15 protein-coding genes and 2 tRNA genes are annotated in these 21,708 nt (G+C 35.1%); 16 read left to right on the top strand and 1 reads right to left on the bottom strand.

Annotation, left to right across the window (positions count from 1 at the left end):
* Window positions 1–45 precede the first annotated feature (45 nt).
* From BUB89_RS00885 to BUB89_RS00825, 13 genes are all read left to right on the top strand, one after another.
* Window positions 46–117 (top strand) — tRNA-Thr (locus tag BUB89_RS00885).
* Between the two features lie 54 nt (window positions 118–171).
* Window positions 172–1,359, top strand: coding sequence for an elongation factor Tu (tuf, locus tag BUB89_RS00880; protein ID WP_073240952.1), 1,188 nt, complete (start codon window positions 172–174; stop codon window positions 1,357–1,359).
* A gap of 58 nt (window positions 1,360–1,417) precedes the next feature.
* Window positions 1,418–1,488: transfer RNA gene (locus BUB89_RS00875), tRNA-Trp, on the top strand.
* 19 nt (window positions 1,489–1,507) lie between these two features.
* On the top strand, window positions 1,508–1,705 hold the full coding sequence (gene secE / locus BUB89_RS00870) for a preprotein translocase subunit SecE (protein WP_073240949.1): 198 nt from the start codon (window positions 1,508–1,510) through the stop codon (window positions 1,703–1,705).
* A gap of 8 nt (window positions 1,706–1,713) precedes the next feature.
* Window positions 1,714–2,265: a transcription termination/antitermination protein NusG gene (nusG, locus tag BUB89_RS00865; protein ID WP_073240947.1), complete on the top strand. Its 552-nt coding sequence runs from the start codon at window positions 1,714–1,716 to the stop codon at window positions 2,263–2,265.
* A 66-nt stretch (window positions 2,266–2,331) separates the two neighbouring features.
* The gene (gene rplK, locus BUB89_RS00860) at window positions 2,332–2,769 is read left to right on the top strand and encodes a 50S ribosomal protein L11 (RefSeq protein WP_073240945.1); all 438 of its coding nucleotides are present in this window, start codon (window positions 2,332–2,334) and stop codon (window positions 2,767–2,769) included.
* Between the two features lie 13 nt (window positions 2,770–2,782).
* On the top strand, window positions 2,783–3,472 hold the full coding sequence (gene rplA, locus BUB89_RS00855; RefSeq protein ID WP_073240943.1) for a 50S ribosomal protein L1: 690 nt from the start codon (window positions 2,783–2,785) through the stop codon (window positions 3,470–3,472).
* A 22-nt stretch (window positions 3,473–3,494) separates the two neighbouring features.
* Window positions 3,495–3,998: a 50S ribosomal protein L10 gene (gene rplJ, locus BUB89_RS00850; RefSeq protein WP_073240941.1), complete on the top strand. Its 504-nt coding sequence runs from the start codon at window positions 3,495–3,497 to the stop codon at window positions 3,996–3,998.
* 92 nt (window positions 3,999–4,090) lie between these two features.
* On the top strand, window positions 4,091–4,462 hold the full coding sequence (gene rplL / locus BUB89_RS00845) for a 50S ribosomal protein L7/L12 (protein WP_073240939.1): 372 nt from the start codon (window positions 4,091–4,093) through the stop codon (window positions 4,460–4,462).
* A gap of 266 nt (window positions 4,463–4,728) precedes the next feature.
* Entirely contained in the window at window positions 4,729–8,541 is a 3,813-nt protein-coding gene (rpoB, locus tag BUB89_RS00840) for a DNA-directed RNA polymerase subunit beta (protein ID WP_073240937.1), read from the top strand.
* Window positions 8,542–8,786: 245 nt separating this feature from the next.
* Entirely contained in the window at window positions 8,787–13,097 is a 4,311-nt protein-coding gene (gene rpoC / locus BUB89_RS00835) for a DNA-directed RNA polymerase subunit beta' (RefSeq protein WP_073240935.1), read from the top strand.
* Between the two features lie 96 nt (window positions 13,098–13,193).
* A complete protein-coding gene (locus BUB89_RS00830) occupies window positions 13,194–13,496 on the top strand; it encodes a DUF3467 domain-containing protein (RefSeq protein ID WP_073240933.1) in 303 nt (100 codons plus the stop codon).
* A 171-nt stretch (window positions 13,497–13,667) separates the two neighbouring features.
* Window positions 13,668–14,012, top strand: coding sequence for a hypothetical protein (locus BUB89_RS00825; protein WP_073240931.1), 345 nt, complete (start codon window positions 13,668–13,670; stop codon window positions 14,010–14,012).
* Between the two features lie 75 nt (window positions 14,013–14,087).
* On the opposite strand, the gene BUB89_RS00820 is transcribed toward BUB89_RS00825, so the two are convergent.
* On the bottom strand, window positions 14,088–15,677 hold the full coding sequence (locus BUB89_RS00820) for a peptide chain release factor 3 (RefSeq protein ID WP_073240929.1): 1,590 nt from the start codon (window positions 15,675–15,677) through the stop codon (window positions 14,088–14,090).
* 350 nt (window positions 15,678–16,027) lie between these two features.
* Here BUB89_RS00820 and BUB89_RS00815 point away from each other — a divergent pair, with 350 nt between their 5' ends.
* The 3 genes from BUB89_RS00815 (at window position 16,028) to BUB89_RS00805 (ending at window position 21,583) form a co-directional block, all read left to right on the top strand.
* Window positions 16,028–17,461, top strand: coding sequence for a peptidylprolyl isomerase (locus BUB89_RS00815; RefSeq protein ID WP_073240927.1), 1,434 nt, complete (start codon window positions 16,028–16,030; stop codon window positions 17,459–17,461).
* Between the two features lie 78 nt (window positions 17,462–17,539).
* A complete protein-coding gene (locus BUB89_RS00810) occupies window positions 17,540–18,493 on the top strand; it encodes an AAA family ATPase (protein WP_073240925.1) in 954 nt (317 codons plus the stop codon).
* Window positions 18,494–18,811: 318 nt separating this feature from the next.
* Window positions 18,812–21,583, top strand: a complete 2,772-nt coding sequence (locus BUB89_RS00805) for a bifunctional aconitate hydratase 2/2-methylisocitrate dehydratase (RefSeq protein ID WP_073241800.1) — start codon at window positions 18,812–18,814, stop codon at window positions 21,581–21,583.
* The last annotated feature ends 125 nt before the right edge of the window (window positions 21,584–21,708 follow it).

Raw genomic sequence — 21,708 nt, 5'->3', positions numbered from 1 at the left:
AAAATCGTAATTCTAAAAATGTAAATCTAAAATTAAGAACTCTCTGCCGGTGTAGCTCAGGGGTAGAGTGCTTCCTTGGTAAGGAAGAGGTCTCGGGTTCAATTCCCGACATTGGCTCAATTAAAAAATTTTGAACACTAATAAATTAATAAAGATTAAAATCTAAGTAAAATGGCAAAAGAAACCTTTAATCGTTCGAAACCGCACTTAAACATTGGTACAATCGGACACGTAGATCACGGAAAAACTACATTAACTGCTGCAATAACTAAAGTGTTATCTGATGCAGGATACTGTCAAGCAAAATCTTTTGATCAAATTGATAATGCTCCAGAAGAAAAAGAAAGAGGTATTACAATTAATACATCTCACGTAGAGTATGAAACTGCTAACCGTCACTACGCTCACGTTGACTGTCCAGGTCACGCGGATTACGTTAAGAACATGGTTACAGGTGCTGCTCAGATGGATGGTGCTATCTTAGTAGTTGCTGCTACTGATGGGCCAATGCCACAAACTCGTGAGCACATCCTTTTAGGACGTCAGGTTGGTATTCCTCGTATCGTTGTATTCATGAACAAAGTGGATATGGTTGACGATGCTGAGTTATTAGAACTTGTTGAAATGGAAATTAGAGACTTATTGTCTTTCTACGAATATGATGGTGACAACTGTCCAGTTATTCAAGGTTCTGCTTTAGGAGGATTGAATAATGATGCTGCTTGGGTTCCTAAAATTCTTGAATTGATGGAAGCTGTTGATGCTTGGATCGAAGAGCCAGTACGTGACGTAGCTAAACCATTCTTGATGCCAGTTGAGGACGTATTTACAATTACAGGACGTGGAACTGTTGCTACAGGACGTATCGAAACTGGAGTTGCTAATACAGGTGATGCAGTTGAAATCATTGGTATGGGAGCTGATAAATTAACTTCTACTATTACTGGAGTTGAGATGTTCCGTAAAATCCTTGACAGAGGTGAAGCTGGAGATAACGTTGGTTTGTTATTGAGAGGTGTTGCTAAAGAAGATATCAAAAGAGGAATGGTTATCATTAAGCCAGGATCTGTTAAACCACACGCTACTTTTAAAGCAGAGGTTTATATCTTGAAAAAAGAAGAAGGTGGACGTCATACTCCATTCCATAATAACTACCGTCCACAGTTCTACGTACGTACAACTGACGTAACAGGAGTTATTACTTTACCAGAAGGAGTAGAGATGGTAATGCCAGGAGATAACTTAACAATCAATGTTTCTTTGTTAAGCCCAATCGCAATGAGTGTTGGATTACGTTTTGCTATCCGTGAAGGTGGTAGAACTGTAGGTGCAGGTCAGGTAACTGAGATTGTAGCATAATTCTATAAATTAATAAATTTTAAAACCAGTATTGTCAAACGACGATACTGGTTTTTATACGGGCGTAGTTCAAGGGTAGAATAGCGGTCTCCAAAACCGTTGATGGGGGTTCGAATCCCTCCGCCCGTGCAATAAAAAATATATCATAATGGCAAAAATTGTTAATTACATATCAGAAGCATTTGAAGAATTGAAGTCAAATGTAACTTGGCCTGAGTGGGCTGAGGTGCAAAAACTAACAATTATTGTAGCTATTTTTTCGGTACTATTCGCTTTAGCTACTTGGGGAGTTGATGAGTTTTTCGCAAAAGCATTAGCCGGATTTTTTAACTGGATAAAAGCATAGTTTTTATTATGGCAGATAATAATGTTAAAAAATGGTATGTTGTTCGTGCAGTAAGTGGGCAAGAGAATAAAGTGAAAGCATATATTGAAACAGAAATCTCCAGATTAGGGATGGCTGATTATGTGTCTCAGGTTCTTGTTCCTACTGAGAAAGTAGTATCAGTAAAAGATGGGAAGAAATTAGTTAAGGAAAAAGTTTATTTTCCTGGCTATGTTATGATAGAAGCAAATTTAGTTGGGGAGATTCCTCACATTATTAAATCAGTTACCAGTGTAATTGGTTTTTTAGGTGAAACTAAAGGAGGGGAGCCAGTACCACTTCGTTTATCTGAAGTGAATAGAATGCTAGGTAAAGTTGATGAGTTAGCTGTTAATACAGATACCAAATCAATTCCTTTCAACTTGGGTGAAACTATTAAGGTTATTGATGGACCTTTTAATGGTTTTAACGGTACAGTTGAAAAAATTAATGATGAAAAGCGTAAACTTGAAGTAATGGTTAAGATTTTCGGTAGAAAAACACCATTAGAATTGAGCTTTATGCAAGTTGAAAAAGTATAATTTTCGTTACACTATAATAATCACTTCAATTGCTTCCGTAAATTGTTGTGTTAAATTTTTTAAAAAATGGCTAAAGAAATTAGTAAGGTAGTTAAACTACAAGTTAAGGGAGGTGCTGCGAATCCGTCGCCACCGGTTGGACCTGCTTTAGGAGCTGCTGGCGTTAATATCATGGAGTTCTGTAAGCAATTTAATGCTAGAACACAAGATAAAGCTGGCAAAATATGCCCAGTACAAATTACTGTGTATAAAGACAAATCATTCGATTTTGTTGTTAAGACTCCTCCTGCAGCAGTTCAATTATTGGAAGCTGCAAAGCTAAAATCTGGTTCAGGTGAGCCTAATCGTAAAAAAGTAGCTAGTGTTACTTGGGAACAAATTAGAACTATTGCTGAAGACAAAATGCCGGACTTAAATGCTTTCACGATTGAGAAAGCGATGAGTATGGTTGCTGGAACAGCTAGATCTATGGGTATAACTGTATCAGGAGACGCTCCTTTTTAATTAAGAGAAAGACATGGCAAAATTGACAAAAAAGCAAAAAGAGGCTGCTTCAAAAATTGAAAAGAACAAACTATACTCTTTGAAAGATGCTGCTGCATTGATTAAAGTTATAGCTTCTGCAAAATTTGATGAGTCTGTTGATATCGCAGTTCGTTTGGGTGTAGATCCAAGAAAAGCGAATCAAATGGTGAGAGGTGTAGTAACATTACCTCATGGAACTGGAAAAGATGTAAAAGTATTGGCATTAGTTACTCCGGATAAAGAAGCTGAAGCTAAAGAAGCTGGAGCTGATTACGTAGGATTAGACGAGTACTTACAAAAAATTAAAGATGGTTGGACAGATGTTGATGTAATTATCACTATGCCAGCTGTTATGGGTAAATTAGGTCCGTTAGGTCGTATTTTAGGACCTAGAGGTTTAATGCCAAACCCTAAAACAGGTACAGTAACTATGGATGTTGCTAAAGCTGTAGCTGAGGTAAAAGCGGGTAAAATTGACTTTAAAGTTGATAAAACCGGTATCGTACATGCAGGAATTGGTAAAGTTTCTTTTGGAGCTGAGCAAATCTATGACAATGCACACGAAATTATTCAAACATTAATCAAACTTAAGCCAACTGCTGCTAAAGGTACCTATATTAAAGGTATTCACCTTACAAGCACAATGAGTCCTGCGATTGCATTAGACCCAAAAGCAGTATAATTGGTAGTTAAAAATTTTTAGTATGACTAGAGAAGAAAAATCAATCGCGATTGAAGATTTAACTGCACAGTTAGCTGGTACAAATATTATTTATGTATCTGATATTTCTGGACTTGATGCAGAAACAACTTCAAACCTAAGAAGAGCTTGTTTTAAAGCCGGGATTAAATTAGAAGTTGTTAAAAATACTTTGCTTGCTAAAGCAATGGAAGCTTCTGATAATGATTATGGTGATTTACCTTCAGTATTGACAGGTAACAGTGCTATTCTTATTTCAGATATTGCAAATGCTCCAGGGAAAGTTATCAAAGATTTCAGAAAAAAAGCAGCTAAACCTTTATTGAAAGGTGCTTATATTAACTCTGAAATTTATATTGGTGATGATCAGTTAGATGCATTAGCAACTATTAAATCTAAAGAAGAGCTTATTGGAGAAATCATTGGATTATTACAATCTCCTGCTCAAAGAATTATTTCTGCTTTACAAAACAAATTTGCTGGTAGCGAAGAAGAAGTTGAAGCATAATAATCAAAATAGGGAAATTTATTTCCTTGTTAATTAAATTAGCGCACAATAAATAAATTATATTTTACAAATCAATTTAAAAGATAGAAAAAATGGCAGATTTGAAACAATTCGCAGAACAATTGGTTAACTTAACAGTTAAAGAAGTTAACGAATTAGCAACAATATTAAAAGATGAGTACGGAATCGAACCAGCTGCTGCAGCTGTTGTAGTTTCTGCTGGAGGTGGTGAAGGTGCTGCTGAAGAAGCTCAAACTGAATTTACAGTTGTATTGAAAGAAGCTGGTGCTTCTAAATTAGCTGTAGTGAAAATGGTTAAAGAATTAACTGGTTTAGGTCTTAAAGAAGCTAAAGATATCGTAGACGGTGCTCCATCTAACATTAAAGAAGGTGTTTCTAAAGACGAAGCTGAAGGTCTTAAAAAATCATTAGAAGAAGCTGGAGCTGTAGTTGAACTTAAATAAGTTTACTCGGTTTTAAAAATAAGGTTTAGGTCTTGAGTTAATGCTCAATGGCCTAAACCATTTTTCGTATAATAAAATAGTTCAAATTTTATTATAAATAAAAGTTTAAAATACGAAAAAGTTTTTGATCAGTACGAAGAAAAAAAAGGAACCTGTTTTTATTGGTTTGTTTTTAAAGATGTATTGATTCTAAAAAGAAAGTATCCATTAAACAATGTGTTTTTACACAAAAAACTACTTTTTTTTAATCAAAATTTTGTCCATTGATGATAACAAATCAGACTGAAAGATTGAATTTTGCCTCTACAAAAAATATACCTCAGTATCCGGATTTTCTGGATGTTCAGGTGAAATCTTTTCAAGATTTTTTCCAATTGGAAACTAAATCAGACGAAAGAGGCAACGAAGGGTTATACAACACCTTCATGGAAAACTTTCCAATTACAGATACAAGAAATAACTTTGTGTTGGAATTCCTGGATTATTTTGTTGACCCGCCACGTTATACAATTCAAGAATGTATAGAAAGAGGTCTAACTCATAGTGTACCTTTAAAAGCAAGGTTAAAACTATATTGTACTGACCCAGAACACGAAGATTTTGAAACTATTGTTCAGGATGTATATCTTGGTACAATTCCTTACATGACTCCAAGTGGAACTTTTGTTATTAATGGTGCTGAACGTGTTGTTGTTTCTCAGCTTCACAGATCTCCAGGTGTTTTCTTCGGACAATCATTCCACGCAAATGGAACCAAATTATATTCTGCCAGAGTAATTCCTTTTAAAGGTTCCTGGATAGAATTTTCTACTGATATCAATAGCGTTATGTACGCATATATCGACAGAAAGAAAAAATTACCTGTTACTACTTTATTCCGTGCAATTGGTTTCGAAAGAGATAAGGATATCCTTGAAATTTTTGACCTTGCCGAAGAAATTAAAGTGTCTAAAACAGGACTTAAAAAATATATCGGTAGAAAATTAGCTGCCCGTGTATTGAATACATGGCATGAAGATTTCGTAGATGAAGATACTGGTGAGGTAGTTTCTATCGAACGTAACGAGATTATCCTTGATCGTGATACTATTATCGATAAAGATAATGTTGAAGAGATCATCGAATCTAACGTTAAATCTATTTTGTTACATAAAGAAGATGCTAATCAGGCTGATTACGCTATCATTCATAATACATTACAAAAAGATCCAACAAACTCTGAAAAAGAAGCTGTTGAGCATATCTACAGACAATTGCGTAACGCAGAACCGCCTGATGAAGAAACTGCTCGTGGTATTATAGATAAATTGTTCTTCTCTGACCAACGTTACAACTTAGGTGAAGTAGGTCGTTACAGAATGAACAAAAAACTTGGTTTAGATATCCCAATGGAAAAGCAAGTGCTTACCAAAGAAGATATCATAACTATCGTGAAGTATTTAATTGAATTGATAAACGCTAAGGCGGATATTGATGATATTGACCACTTATCAAACCGTCGTGTGAGAACAGTTGGTGAACAATTGTCTCAACAATTCGGTGTTGGTTTAGCACGTATGGCCAGAACTATTCGTGAGAGAATGAACGTTAGAGATAACGAGGTGTTTACACCAATTGATTTGATTAATGCTAAAACATTATCATCAGTTATCAACTCTTTCTTTGGAACAAACCAGTTATCTCAATTTATGGATCAAACAAATCCATTAGCTGAGATTACACACAAAAGAAGATTATCTGCACTAGGACCAGGCGGACTTTCGAGAGAGAGAGCCGGATTTGAGGTTCGTGACGTTCACTATACGCACTACGGACGTTTATGTCCTATTGAAACTCCTGAGGGACCAAACATTGGTTTGATTTCATCTCTTGGTGTTTATGCTAAAGTAAACGGAATGGGATTCATTGAAACGCCTTACCGTAAAGTAACTAATGGTGTAGTTGATTTAGTTTCGGAAGCTACTTATTTAAGTGCTGAAGAAGAAGAAGGAAAAATGATTGCTCAGGCAAACATTGAAATGGATGATACTGGAAAAATTACAGCTGAAAATGTAATTGCGCGTGAAGAAGGTGATTTCCCTGTTGTTGATCCTTCCAGAGTACATTATACTGACGTTGCTCCTAACCAAATTGCTTCGATTTCTGCATCTTTGATTCCTTTCCTGGAGCATGATGATGCGAATAGAGCCTTGATGGGATCTAACATGATGCGTCAGGCGGTTCCTTTGATCCGTCCTGAAGCTCCGATTGTTGGAACTGGTTTAGAGCGTCAGGTAGCTTCTGATTCCAGAGTATTGATTAATGCTGAAGGGCATGGTACTGTAGAATATGTAGATGCTAATATCATTACTATTAAATACGATCGTTCTGAGGAAGAAAGAATGGTAAGTTTTGATGCTGATGAAAAGACATACAACTTAATTAAATTTAGAAAAACCAATCAAGGAACAAGTATCAATTTGAAACCTATCGTAAGAAAAGGTGACAGAGTGATTCCTGGTCAGGTATTATCAGAAGGATATGCTACTGAAAATGGTGAATTAGCTTTAGGTAGAAACTTAAAAGTAGCGTTCATGCCATGGAAAGGGTACAACTTTGAGGATGCGATTGTAATTTCTGAAAAAGTAGTTCGTGATGATATTTTTACTTCAATCCACGTAGACGATTACTCATTAGAAGTAAGAGATACTAAATTAGGTAACGAAGAATTAACGAATGATATTCCTAACGTTTCTGAAGAGGCTACTAAAGACTTAGATGAAAACGGTATGATTAGAATTGGTGCCGAGGTAAAACCTGGTGACATTCTTATTGGAAAAATTACACCAAAAGGGGAATCTGATCCAACTCCGGAAGAGAAATTGCTTCGTGCAATCTTTGGGGATAAAGCTGGTGATGTAAAAGATGCTTCATTAAAAGCTTCTCCATCTTTACACGGTGTAGTTTTAGACAAAAAATTATTTGCAAGAGCGGTAAAAGACAAACGCAAACGTACTCAGGACAAAGATGCTTTAGGAGCACTTGAAATGGAGTTTGAAGTTAAATTTACTGAGCTAAAAGACAGGTTAATTGAAAAACTTTTCTTAATTGTAAACGGAAAAACATCACAAGGTGTAATGAACGATTTGGGTGAAGAAGTTTTACCAAAAGGTAAAAAATACACTCAAAAAATGCTTTACGCTGTTGAAGATTTTGCTCACTTAAGCAAAGGTCAATGGGTAGCTGATGATGCAACTAATAAAATGGTGAATGATTTAATTCATAACTATAAAATTAAGTTGAACGATTTACAAGGAGCGTTAAGAAGAGAGAAATTCACCATTACTGTTGGAGATGAATTGCCATCAGGAATTTTGAAATTAGCTAAAGTTTATATCGCTAAGAAACGTAAGTTGAAAGTAGGGGATAAGATGGCTGGACGTCACGGTAACAAAGGTATTGTTGCAAGAATAGTTCGTCACGAAGATATGCCTTTCCTTGAGGACGGAACACCAGTTGATATCGTGTTGAACCCACTTGGGGTACCTTCTCGTATGAACATTGGTCAAATTTATGAAACTGTTCTTGGATGGGCCGGACAAAAATTAGGTAGAAAATATGCTACTCCAATTTTTGATGGTGCTTCACTTGACCAAATTAATGAATTGACTGATGAAGCTGGAATTCCACGTTTTGGACATACACATCTTTATGATGGTGGTACAGGTGAGCGTTTCCATCAGGCAGCAACTGTGGGTGTAATTTACATGTTGAAATTAGGACACATGGTTGATGATAAGATGCACGCACGTTCTATTGGTCCATACTCGTTGATCACTCAACAACCACTTGGAGGTAAAGCTCAATTTGGAGGTCAGCGTTTTGGAGAGATGGAGGTTTGGGCACTTGAGGCTTATGGAGCTTCTAGTACACTTCGTGAAATCTTAACAGTTAAATCGGATGACGTAATTGGTAGAGCTAAAACTTACGAAGCTATCGTAAAAGGTGAAACTATGCCAGAACCGGGATTACCTGAATCATTCAATGTATTGATGCATGAATTAAAAGGTCTTGGTTTAGATATCAGATTAGAAGAATAATAATAGTATTCAGTGAACAGTGTTTAGTTTTCAGTTTCAAACTGATAGCTAAACACTGAACACTTTTTTTAGTTTTCAGGATTTATACCCGTAAACCGTTCCGATTTTTTATAGAACCCAATAGGTTTTATAACTAGCACTTCAAAGTCGTTTGAAGTTTAGAGAAGTAACCCGAGGTAATAGGTAATGCAAAAAGCAGTATCTAAAATCAATTTTTAATTGCAAATAAATCAATAGTAAAAACTATGATGAATAATAGAAATAATAATAAAGAGAAAAGCCAGGTAAAAAGGTTTGACAAAATTTCGATAGGACTAGCTTCTCCTGAATCTATCTTGAAAGAATCAAGAGGTGAAGTTTTAAAGCCGGAAACTATCAACTATAGAACACACAAACCAGAACGTGATGGTCTTTTCTGCGAAAGAATCTTCGGACCTGTAAAAGATTTCGAATGTGCTTGTGGTAAATACAAAAGAATCCGTTACAAAGGAATCATTTGTGACCGTTGTGGTGTTGAAGTTACTGAGAAAAAAGTACGTAGAGACAGAGTAGGTCATATCAACCTTGTTGTGCCTATTGCTCACATTTGGTATTTCCGTTCTCTTCCTAATAAAATAGGTTATATCCTTGGTCTTCCGTCTAAGAAATTAGATATGATTATTTACTACGAAAGATACGTAGTAATCCAGGCAGGTATTGCTAAAAATGCAGAAGGTGAATCTTTACAAAGATTAGATTTCTTAACTGAAGAAGAATATTTAAATATTTTAGATACACTTCCTCAGGATAACCAATATTTAGATGATTTTGATCCTAATAAATTTGTTGCCAAAATGGGAGCAGAGTGTATTATGGATTTATTAGCTCGTATCGATTTAGATGAATTATCATACCAATTGAGACACAGTGCTAATAACGAAACGTCTAAACAACGTAAAACAGAAGCGTTAAAAAGATTACAAGTTGTAGAATCTTTCCGTGAGTCTAACTTAAACCGTGAAAACCGTCCGGAGTGGATGATTATGAAAGTGGTTCCTGTTATTCCACCAGAATTACGTCCATTAGTGCCACTTGATGGAGGTCGTTTTGCAACTTCAGATTTAAATGACTTATACCGTCGTGTAATTATCCGTAACAACCGTTTGAAAAGATTAATGGAGATTAAAGCTCCTGAAGTAATCTTGAGAAACGAAAAGCGTATGTTGCAGGAATCGGTAGATTCATTATTTGATAACACTCGTAAAGCTTCTGCAGTTAAAACAGAATCAAACAGACCATTAAAATCATTATCTGATTCCTTAAAAGGTAAGCAAGGACGTTTCCGTCAAAACTTACTTGGAAAACGTGTGGATTATTCTGCTCGTTCGGTAATTGTTGTTGGACCTGAATTGAAATTATTCGAATGTGGATTGCCTAAAGATATGGCAGCTGAATTATACAAACCTTTTGTTATCCGTAAATTGATAGAAAGAGGAATTGTAAAAACAGTTAAATCTGCTAAGAAAATTATAGATAAAAAAGAACCTGTAGTTTGGGATATTCTTGAAAATGTAATTAAAGGACACCCAGTATTACTGAACCGTGCTCCTACTTTGCACAGATTGGGTATTCAGGCTTTCCAACCAAAATTAATTGAAGGAAAAGCAATCCAGTTACATCCATTAGTATGTACGGCTTTCAACGCGGATTTTGACGGGGATCAGATGGCAGTTCACTTGCCATTAGGACCAGAAGCAATCCTTGAAGCTCAATTATTAATGTTAGCTTCTCACAACATCCTGAATCCTGCTAACGGTGCTCCTATTACGGTACCTTCTCAGGACATGGTTTTGGGTCTTTATTATATGACCAAAGAGCGTTTGTCTACTCCGGAAAAGAAAATTTTAGGAGAAGGACTTACTTTTTACTCTGCTGAAGAAGTAAATATTGCATTAAACGAAGGAAGATTAGAATTGAATGCCCGTGTAAGAATCAGAGCAAAAGATTTTAATGATGAAGGAGAATTAGTTTATAAAATTATCCAGACAACAGCCGGACGTGTATTATTTAATGAAGTAGTACCAGAAGCTGCAGGATATATTAATGATGTATTGACTAAGAAAAACTTAAGAGATATTATCGGTCACGTATTAAATTCAACAAGTGTACCTGAAACGGCTGCCTTCTTGGATAACATGAAAGATATGGGGTATAAATTCGCATTCCGCGGAGGATTATCATTCTCATTAGGTGATATTAGAATTCCGGAGCAAAAAACACAATTAATTGCTGATGCAAGAGAGCAGGTAGAAGGAATTTCTGCTAACTATAACATGGGTCTTATTACAAATAATGAGCGTTACAACCAGGTTATTGATGTATGGACTTCTGCAAATGCACAATTGACAGAATTAGCAATGAAAAACATTAGAGAAGACCAACAAGGTTTCAACTCTGTGTATATGATGCTTGACTCTGGAGCTCGTGGATCTAAAGAACAGATTCGTCAGTTAACCGGTATGCGTGGTTTGATGGCTAAGCCTAAAAAATCTACTGCTGGTGGTGGTGAAATTATTGAAAACCCGATTCTTTCTAACTTTAAGGAAGGTCTTTCTATCCTTGAGTACTTTATCTCTACTCACGGTGCTCGTAAAGGTCTTGCGGATACTGCTCTTAAAACGGCCGATGCCGGATACTTAACTCGTAGATTACATGACGTTTCTCAAGACGTTATTGTTAACATCGAAGATTGTGGTACTTTAAGAGGTGTTGAAGTTTCAGCATTGAAAAAGAATGAGGAAATTGTTGAATCATTAGGAGAAAGAATTCTAGGACGTGTTGCATTACAAGACGTAATTAATCCTTTAACTAATGAAGTTTTAGCTACTTCAGGCGAGCAAATCACTGAAGCAATTGTTAAAGCTATCGATGCTTCTCCATTAGAGAGTATCGAAGTTCGTTCTCCATTAACTTGTGAGGCATTAAAAGGTATTTGTGCTAAATGTTACGGACGTAACTTAGCAACCGGAAAAATGACTCAAAGAGGTGAGGCTGTAGGTGTAATTGCTGCACAATCTATTGGAGAGCCGGGTACACAGTTAACACTTCGTACTTTCCACGTTGGAGGGGTTGCTGGAGGTATTTCTGAAGAATCTAGTATTATTGCTAAATTCCCAGGAAAACTTGAAGTTGAAGATTTAAAAACTGTAAAAGGTGAAGACAATGAAGGAAACGAAGTGGATATCGTTGTGTCACGTTCTACAGAATTAAAATTGGTTGACGAAAAAACAGGTATTGTTTTAAATACACATAATATTCCTTACGGTTCAAGTATTTTTGTAAAAGACGGTCAGTCTATTGGAAAAGGCGAAGTAATCTGTAAATGGGATCCATATAATGGAGTTATTGTTTCTGAGTTTACCGGTAAAATTGCTTACGAAGATTTAGAGCAAGGACAATCGTTCATGGTCGAAATCGATGAGCAAACAGGATTCCAGGAAAAAGTAATTTCTGAGGCCAGAAACAAAAAATTAATTCCTACTTTATTAGTTTACGGTAAAGATGGTGAATTGATTCGTTCTTACAACTTACCAGTTGGAGCTCACTTGATGGTTGAGAATGGAGAGAAAATTAAAGCAGGTAAAGTATTGGTTAAAATCCCACGTCGTTCTTCTAAATCAGGAGATATCACGGGAGGTTTACCAAGAATTACAGAGCTTTTAGAGGCTCGTAATCCTTCAAATCCAGCGGTAGTTTCTGAAATTGATGGTGTTGTTTCTTTTGGAAAAATCAAAAGAGGTAACCGTGAGATTGTAATCGAATCTAAATTTGGTGAAATCAAGAAATACTTAGTGAAATTATCAAGTCAGATTCTTGTTCAGGAAAATGACTTTGTAAGAGCAGGTGTTCCTTTGTCTGATGGAGCAATTACTCCGGATGATATCTTGAGAATTCAAGGGCCGGCAGCTGTTCAACAGTATCTTGTTAATGAAATTCAGGAAGTTTACCGTTTACAAGGGGTAAAAATCAATGACAAACACTTTGAGGTAGTTATTCGTCAAATGATGCGTAAAGTAAGAGTTCAGGATCCGGGTGATACTTTATTCTTAGAGGATCAATTGATTCATACTAAAGATTTTATCGTTGAAAATGATAAATTGTACGGTATGAAAGTAGTTGAGAATGCAGGAGATTCTTCTAACTTAAAAGAAGGTCAGATTGTTACTCCGCGTCAATTAAGAGATGAGAATTCATTATTGAAACGTTCTGATAAAAATCTTGTTGTTGCCCGTGATGTAGTTACTGCAACTGCAACTCCTATATTACAAGGTATTACAAGAGCATCGCTTCAAACAAAATCATTCATTTCTGCTGCTTCTTTCCAGGAAACAACAAAAGTGTTAAACGAAGCTGCTGTTGCCGGAAAAGTAGATCTTTTAGAAGGATTGAAAGAAAATGTTATTGTAGGACACAGAATCCCTGCTGGTACAGGTATGAGAGAATATGATAACGCTATTGTAGGTTCTAAAGAAGATTACAACGATATGATGGCAAATAAAGAAGAATATATTTATTAATAAATAATATACTTTGAATTAAAAATAGAAAGATTACCTCGTGTAGTCTTTCTATTTTTTTTACTTTTAACTTTTTAGTTTTAAAAAAGATCTGATATGAAAGAACAACAAGAGCAAATCAATATTGAATTAGATGAAAAAACTGCCGAAGGAATTTATTCTAATCTGGCTATAATCAATCACTCAGCTTCGGAGTTTGTTTTAGACTTTGTGAGTATTATGCCGGGAGTTCCTAAAGCTAAAGTAAAGTCCAGAATTGTTCTGACACCTCAGCACGCTAAGAGATTGTTAAAAGCTATAGGCGAAAATATTCATCGTTTTGAAGTGGCTCATGGCGAAATCAAAGATACGGAGCAGGCTCCTATTCCGCTTAATTTTGGTCCTGCGGGACAAGCATAAACACAAAGGCTTTCAGGAAAATGAAAGCCTTTTTTGTTTTTTATAAGATGTAATTGCTGTTTTTTCAGTAACTAATCGAGTATTAGGGTAGTTTATCGGAAATGTTTTTTACTGCTTTTGTATTGCTATAGATTTGTTTCATAATAAAATAATAATCGAAGAAACAAAGCCATGAATAACTCAAAAACAAATAATACAAATTCTAAATTGATACCATCGATATTCGTATTTGTGCTGTTTTTAATGTTTTCTTTTTCCGGATTCAGTCAAAATCAATCGGTAGGATTTACTGAAAAAGAAGCATCTACAAATGTGAAAGTGGAAAGCTCCAGAGCTACTTCTAACATGGAATTTGCTTTATGGTTTATGGGAACAAAACAAGATCCTAATTCTACACTATCTGCAGAAGGTACAAGTGCTAAGAAATTAATTATCACTTCAGGAATGGCTCCTAACCGTTTATTAATTAAAGCTTTTTTGAAAAAAGTAGTGAATTACGAAACTTCATTATCTTAATTAAAAGATAAAAATCATAAAAAAAACGTCTCATTTAATAAGTGAGACGTTTTTTTATGCGTTTAAATGATTGTTTTAATCTAATTCAGAGGTGAAAAACAATTTAACACTTGGGTATTTATTTTGTGTCATCTGTATGGTAAAGTCTGAATCAGCTAAGAAAACCAATTGATCGTATTTATCCTTAGCAAGAAATTTTTGTTTGATACGTTTAAATTCCTTGAATTCCTCATTCTTAGCATCATCCGGTTTTACCCAACAAGCTTTGTGAACCGGGAAATTTTCATAAGTACATTTTGCACCATATTCATGTTCTAAACGGTATTGGATTACCTCATATTGAAGTGCTCCTACAGTCCCAATTACTTTTCGGTTATTCATTTCTAAAGTAAACAACTGTGCCACACCTTCGTCCATTAATTGATCCACACCTTTATCCAGTTGTTTGGCTTTCATTGGATCAGCATTATTAATGTATCTGAAATGTTCCGGAGAGAAACTTGGAATTCCTTTAAAATTCATGATTTCGCCTTCGGTTAGAGTATCTCCAATTTTAAAGTTTCCGGTATCATGAAGTCCAACAATATCACCGGGATAGGAAATGTCTACAATTTCTTTTTTCTCAGCAAAAAAAGCATTCGGACTGGAGAATTTTAAATTTTTCTTTTGGCGTACATGATAATACGGTTTGTTTCTTTCAAAAGTTCCGGAAACAATTTTGATAAATGCCAAACGGTCACGGTGTTTCGGATCCATATTAGCATGGATTTTAAACACAAATCCGGATAATTTTTCTTCTTTTGGGTCAACCAGTCTGGTTTCTGATTCTTTTGGTCTTGGCGAAGGAGCGATTGAAACAAAACAATCTAATAATTCTCTGACACCAAAATTGTTCAAAGCCGAACCAAAAAATACGGGTTGCAATTTTCCGTCCAGATAATCCTGTTGGTTGAATTTGGGATATACTTCATCAATTAATTCCAACTCTTCACGTAAACGATCAGCTGGTTTTTGACCAATTATTTTTTCTAATTCCGGATTTTGAACATCTTCAAAAGCAATGGTTTCTTCAATATTTTTACGACTGTCTCCACTAAACAAGTTGATGTTTTGTTCCCAAAGATTATAAATCCCCTGAAAATCATAACCCATTCCGATAGGGAAACTCAATGGAGTAACGGTAAGTCCCAGTTTTTGTTCTACTTCATCCATTAAGTCAAAAGCGTCATGTCCTTCACGGTCTAATTTATTGATGAAAACAATAATGGGGATTTTACGCATTCTACAAACCGCAACTAATTTTTCAGTTTGTTCCTCAACTCCTTTTGCAACGTCAATTACTACAATAACACTGTCAACAGCAGTTAAAGTTCTAAAAGTATCTTCGGCAAAATCCTTGTGTCCGGGAGTATCCAGAATATTGATTTTTTTGTCTTTATAGTTGAATGCTAAAACAGAAGTAGATACCGAGATCCCCCTCTGACGCTCAATTTCCATAAAGTCACTCGTAGCTCCTTTTTTGATTTTATTGTTTTTTACCGCTCCGGCTTCCTGAATGGCACCTCCAAAAAGAAGGAGTTTTTCAGTAAGTGTTGTTTTTCCGGCATCAGGATGCGAGATAATTCCAAAGGTTCTTCTGCGTTGTATTTCTTTTAAAAAGCTCATATTAAATATAAATAGTTTGCAAAAGTACTATTTATATATGCGATTTAAAAATAAATAAGTTCTCACTTGATGGATATCTCTTCTTTTTAGATTGCCGTTTTTCTGTTCGTTATTTGGAATTAAAACAATGTTTTTTTCTAAAAGTATTTTCTTTATTTTTTTCGAATATAATTTTTTGTTAATAGTCAGGTGTAAACTTGTATAATGTAATTGAATTGTTATTTTTGTTCGTTTTTATTAAAACAAATTATAACAAATGTCTTTTTAAGTTGTTATCTTACCGGCTGATTATTTATTGTAAAAATCAGATACCGGAAAACAATTAAAAAAATAAAATTACCTAAAAGCAAATGCTTATAAAATCCTTTAGAATGAAATCCATAAATATTAAAAATGCCCTTCTGTTTTTTTGCATTATGTTTTTAAATAGTGCAGTAAATGCTCAGGAAATAATAAAAGACAGTGCTGTTGTTGCAGAGAATACGATAAAAACAACAAGTCAAAGGCAAAAAATAGATGGTGTAATTGCTACAGTGGGGGATTATATCGTTTTGGATTCAGATATTGATAAAGCATATCTGGAGATTTCAAGCCAGGGAGGATCAGTAAAAGACATCACAAGATGTCAGATGTTAGGTAAACTACTGGAAGATAAATTATATGCACATCAGGCAATTCAGGATAGTGTTAAGGTTACTGATGCAGAAGTGAAAACAATGATGGACGAGCGTTTGAGTTATATGATTCAGCAAATAGGTTCCATCGAAAAAGTAATTAAGTATTACAAGAAAGATTCTGAAGAAGAATTCAGAAGTTATTTCTTTGATATTTTAAAAGAAAATAAGTTGACAGTTGCCATGCGTGATAAAATTGTTGATGGAGTTGAAATCACACCGGAAGAAGTACGTAATTTTTTCAAAAAAATACCTAAAGACGAATTGCCGCTTTTTGGTGCTGAGATGGAAGTAGCTCAAATTGTTGTGGAGCCTAAAATTACACAGGTTGAAAAACAAAAAGTGATTGACCGATTAAATAGTTTTAAAAAAGATATTCAGGAAGGTTCCAGTTTTGCTACTAAGGCTGTTTTATATTCTCAGGATCCGGGATCAAGATCAAGTGGTGGTTTTTATAAAATGACCCGTAAAACACCTTTCGTAAAAGAATTTAAAGATGTTGCTTTTAGTTTAGATGAAGGTGAAATTTCGGAGCCTTTTGAAACGGAGTATGGTTATCATATTATTTATTTGGAGAAAATTAAAGGTCAGGAGTTAGAATTGCGTCATATTTTATTGACTCCTACAGTTACTGCTGAGTCTTTAGAAGAAGCTAAAGAAAAAATTACGTTGATAAGAAAACGCATCGTCGATAAAGAAATTTCTTTTGCAGATGCAGCCAGAAGCAGTTCTGATCAAAAAGAAACAAGAGCTAATGGAGGTGTTTTGATTAACCCAAATACACAGGACACTCGTTTTGAATTGACTAAAATGGATCCTACGTTATATTCTCAGGTTTCTAATTTAAAAGACAATGAAATTTCAATGCCTATTCTAGATGAAACACCAGCCGGAAAAAAACAATATAAAATCATTACCGTTACAAACAGAATCAATGAGCATACCGCTGATTATGCTCAGGATTATGTGAAAATTAAGGATTTGGCTCTTAAAGAAAAACAAATTAAAGCCATTGCAAAGTGGTTTGATGAGAAAATTAAAGAAACCTATATTAAGATTGTGGGTGAATACAGAGAATGTAATTTTACAAACAATTGGTTAAAAAAATAATTTGGTCAAAATATATAAAAAGAGTTAGCTTTATGAATTCATAGAGTTGACTCTTTTTTAATTTAAAATAGTTTTAAAATGTCTGATGTAACGGCAATACAGAATTTGGTTCAGAAACGGGCTGAGTTAAAAAAAGAAATAGCAAAAATTATTGTAGGTCAGGAAGCAGTAATAGATCAATTGTTGTTATGTGTTTTTTCGGGAGGGCATGCGTTATTAATAGGCGTTCCCGGTTTAGCCAAAACATTGATGGTGAACACGCTTTCGGAAGCATTGGGACTTCATTTTAAAAGAATTCAGTTTACACCTGATTTAATGCCTTCGGATATTTTAGGGAGTGAAATTTTAGACGAAAACCGTCAGTTTAAATTTGTAAAAGGACCTGTTTTTTCGAATATTATTTTAGCAGATGAAATTAACAGAACGCCTCCTAAAACTCAGGCAGCTTTACTGGAAGCCATGCAGGAACGATCAGTTACAATTGCAGGTGTAAATCATAAACTGGATTTACCTTATTTTGTTCTGGCTACCCAAAATCCTATTGAGCAGGAAGGAACTTATCCTTTACCTGAAGCGCAGCTGGATCGTTTTATGTTTGCGGTTAAGCTGGAGTATCCTTCTTTTGAAGAAGAGGTTCAGGTGGTAAAGAGAACTACTTCGGATGTGACTCAGAAAATAACCCCTTTATTCACCGCTCAGGAAATCATCGATTTTCAGCATTTAATACGCCGTATTCCTGTGGCTGATAATGTAGTGGAATATGCCGTGACTCTGGTGAGTAAAACACGACCGGATAGTAATTTAACGACTGATTTTGTTAAGAATTATTTAGATTGGGGAGCCGGACCCAGAGCTTCGCAAAATTTAATTTTGGCTGCTAAAGCGCATGCTGCTTTCAATGGAAAATTCTCTCCGGATATAGAAGATGTTGTAGCTGTGGCTACCTCAGTTTTAAGACATCGGATTATTAAAAACTACAAAGCAGATGCCGAAGGAATTACCGAAGAAATGATAATTGCTAAGCTGGTTTAGTGCTGTTAGAAACAACTTTTTGAGGCTAAAAGCATCTTTCTATATAACAACATGTTTTAAGTTTGTTAGAAAATAGTTTCTGTATTATTGATTGTTTACAAAATGAGTTGAAATTCGACTTTTTTCTTATTTTAAATCTATTAGAATGCGTATTTTTTAATAATGCTTGTGAGGCCGGGAGAGGGAGATTAAAATTTTTTTAAATCTCGGCATAAATAACTAAATTTGCGCCACAAATAAAAAAAACAGCTAGGTATTATGGCTTTTGCATTGAGAATTTCAAAGTAATTGGCCTTTAACATTGAAAAGATTTCTATTATGAATACTTATAAGGATTATATCCAAGAGATTGAAGAACGAAAAGTACAGGGGCTTAACCCAAAGCCAATTGATGGTGCTGAATTATTAAGCGAAATCATTGAGCAAATTAAAGATTTGAATAATGAGTATAGAGCAGATTCTCTTAACTTTTTTATTTACAATGTTGTTCCTGGAACTACTCCTGCTGCAAATCTTAAAGCTAATTTTTTAAAAGAAATCGTTCTGGGTCAATCAGTAGTTGCTGAAATTACACCTGCTTTTGCTTTAGAGTTATTATCACACATGAAAGGTGGAACTTCTATAAAAGTTCTACTTGATTTAGCTTTAGGTAATGATGTTGCAATTGCTAAACAAGCTGCGGAAGTTTTGAAAACACAAGTTTATCTTTATGAAGCAGATACCGATCGTTTAGCTGAAGCTTTCAAAAACGGAAACGAAATTGCTGCAGCTATTCTGGAAAGCTACGCTAAGGCTGAGTTTTTTACTAAACTACCTGAAATTGCTGAAGAAATTAAGGTAATAACCTATATTGCTGGTGAAGGAGATATTTCAACTGATTTACTTTCTCCGGGAAATCAGGCACACTCTCGTTCAGATCGTGAATTGCATGGAAAATGTTTAATTTCTCCTGAAGCTCAGGCTGAAATTAAAGCCTTGAGAGAAGCACATCCTGATAAAAGCGTAATGTTAATTGCTGAAAAAGGAACTATGGGTGTAGGTTCTTCAAGAATGTCAGGTGTAAACAACGTGGCACTTTGGACAGGAAAACAAGCAAGTCCTTATGTTCCATTTATTAATATTGCTCCAATTGTTGCAGGAACAAATGGAATTTCTCCAATTTTCCTAACAACTGTTGATGTTACTGGTGGTATTGGTCTTGACCTTAAAAACTGGGTAAAAAAATTGGACGAAAACGGAAAACCTCTTCTTAACGAAAGTGGTGATCCTATTTTAGAGGAAGTTTACTCTGTTGCTACAGGTACTGTTCTTACTATTAATACAAAAACTAAGAAACTTTACAACGGAGATAAAGAATTAATTGATATTTCTAAGGCATTTACACCTCAGAAAATTGAATTTATAAAAGCAGGTGGTTCTTACGCAATTGTATTTGGAAAAAAATTACAAACATTTGCTTCAAAAACACTTGGTATTGATATTCTTCCAGTATATGCTCCTTCAAAAGAGGTTTCTATTGAAGGACAAGGTCTTACGGCTGTAGAAAAAATATTCAATGCAAATGCGGTTGGAACAACTCCGGGTAAAATTTTACACGCTGGTTCTGATGTTCGTGTTACTGTAAATATTGTTGGTTCTCAGGATACAACTGGTTTGATGACTTCACAGGAATTAGAGTCTATGGCTGCTACTGTGATTTCTCCAATTGTTGATGGTGCTTACCAATCAGGTTGTCACACTGCTTCGGTTTGGGATAATAAGTCTAAGGCTAATATTCCTAGATTGATGAAATTTATGAATGATTTCGGTTTAATCACAGCTCGTGACCCTAAAGGTGTTTATCACTCCATGACGGATGTTATTCACAAAGTGTTGAATGATATTACTGTAAATGAATGGGCTATCATTATTGGTGGTGATTCTCATACCAGAATGTCTAAAGGTGTTGCTTTTGGTGCTGATTCAGGAACTGTTGCTCTTGCATTGGCTACGGGTGAGGCTTCTATGCCAATTCCGGAATCTGTGAAGGTAACTTTCAAAGGAGACATGAAAGGATACATGGATTTCCGTGATGTAGTTCATGCTACACAAGCTCAGATGCTAAAAACATTTGGTGGAGAGAATGTATTCCAGGGAAGAATTATTGAGGTTCACTTAGGGACTCTTAATGCAGATCAGGCATTTACATTTACAGACTGGACTGCTGAAATGAAAGCAAAAGCTTCTATCTGTATTTCTGAAGATGATACTTTGATCGAATCTCTAGAGATGGCAAAAGGTAGAATCCAGATCATGATTGACAAAGGAATGGACAATAAAAACCAGGTTCTTAAAGGATTGATTGCCATTGCTGATAAGAGAATTGCTGAAATTAAATCAGGTGAAAAACCAGCTTTAAGACCAGATGCAAACGCTAAATATTACGCAGAAGTGGTTGTAGATTTAGATCAGATAGCTGAACCAATGATTGCAGATCCGGATGTTAATAATGCAGATGTTTCTAAAAGATATACGCACGATACTATCAGACCTCTTTCTTTCTATGGAGGAGTTAAAAAAGTAGATCTTGGATTTATCGGATCTTGTATGGTTCACAAAGGAGATATGAAAATTCTGGCTCACATGCTTAAAAATATTGATGAGCAAGAAGGTAAAGTAGAGTTTAAAGCACCATTAGTTGTTGCTCCTCCTACTTATAATATTGTTGATGAATTAAAAGCAGAAGGGGATTGGGAAATTTTACAAAAATATTCTGGTTTCGAATTTAATGATGATGCTCCAAAAGGTGCAGCACGTACTTCATACGAAAATATGTTGTACTTAGAGCGTCCAGGTTGTAATCTTTGTATGGGTAACCAGGAAAAAGCGGCTAAAGGAGATACTGTAATGGCAACTTCTACACGTCTTTTCCAAGGAAGAGTTGTTGAGGATGCCGAAGGTAAAAAAGGTGAGTCATTACTTTCTTCTACACCAGTTGTAGTATTGTCTACAATCCTTGGTAGAACTCCAACAATTGAAGAGTATAAAACAGCAGTAGATGGAATCAACTTAACTAAGTTTGCACCTTCTCATAAGTTATTAGTCAAATAATAATTGAATATCTGTTAAATATATCAAAAAGCCTGAGTTTATTGCTCAGGCTTTTTTTTATAACTACTCTATTTTTCGTATATTGTGATGTCAAAAAAAATAATATAAAAAAAACAATAAATCTT

The organism is Flavobacterium flevense, from assembly GCF_900142775.1.
Classification (GTDB): Bacteria; Bacteroidota; Bacteroidia; order Flavobacteriales; family Flavobacteriaceae; genus Flavobacterium; species Flavobacterium flevense.
Note: the sequence above shows the minus strand (reverse complement) of the source record. Positions and strands in the feature narration are given on the sequence as shown.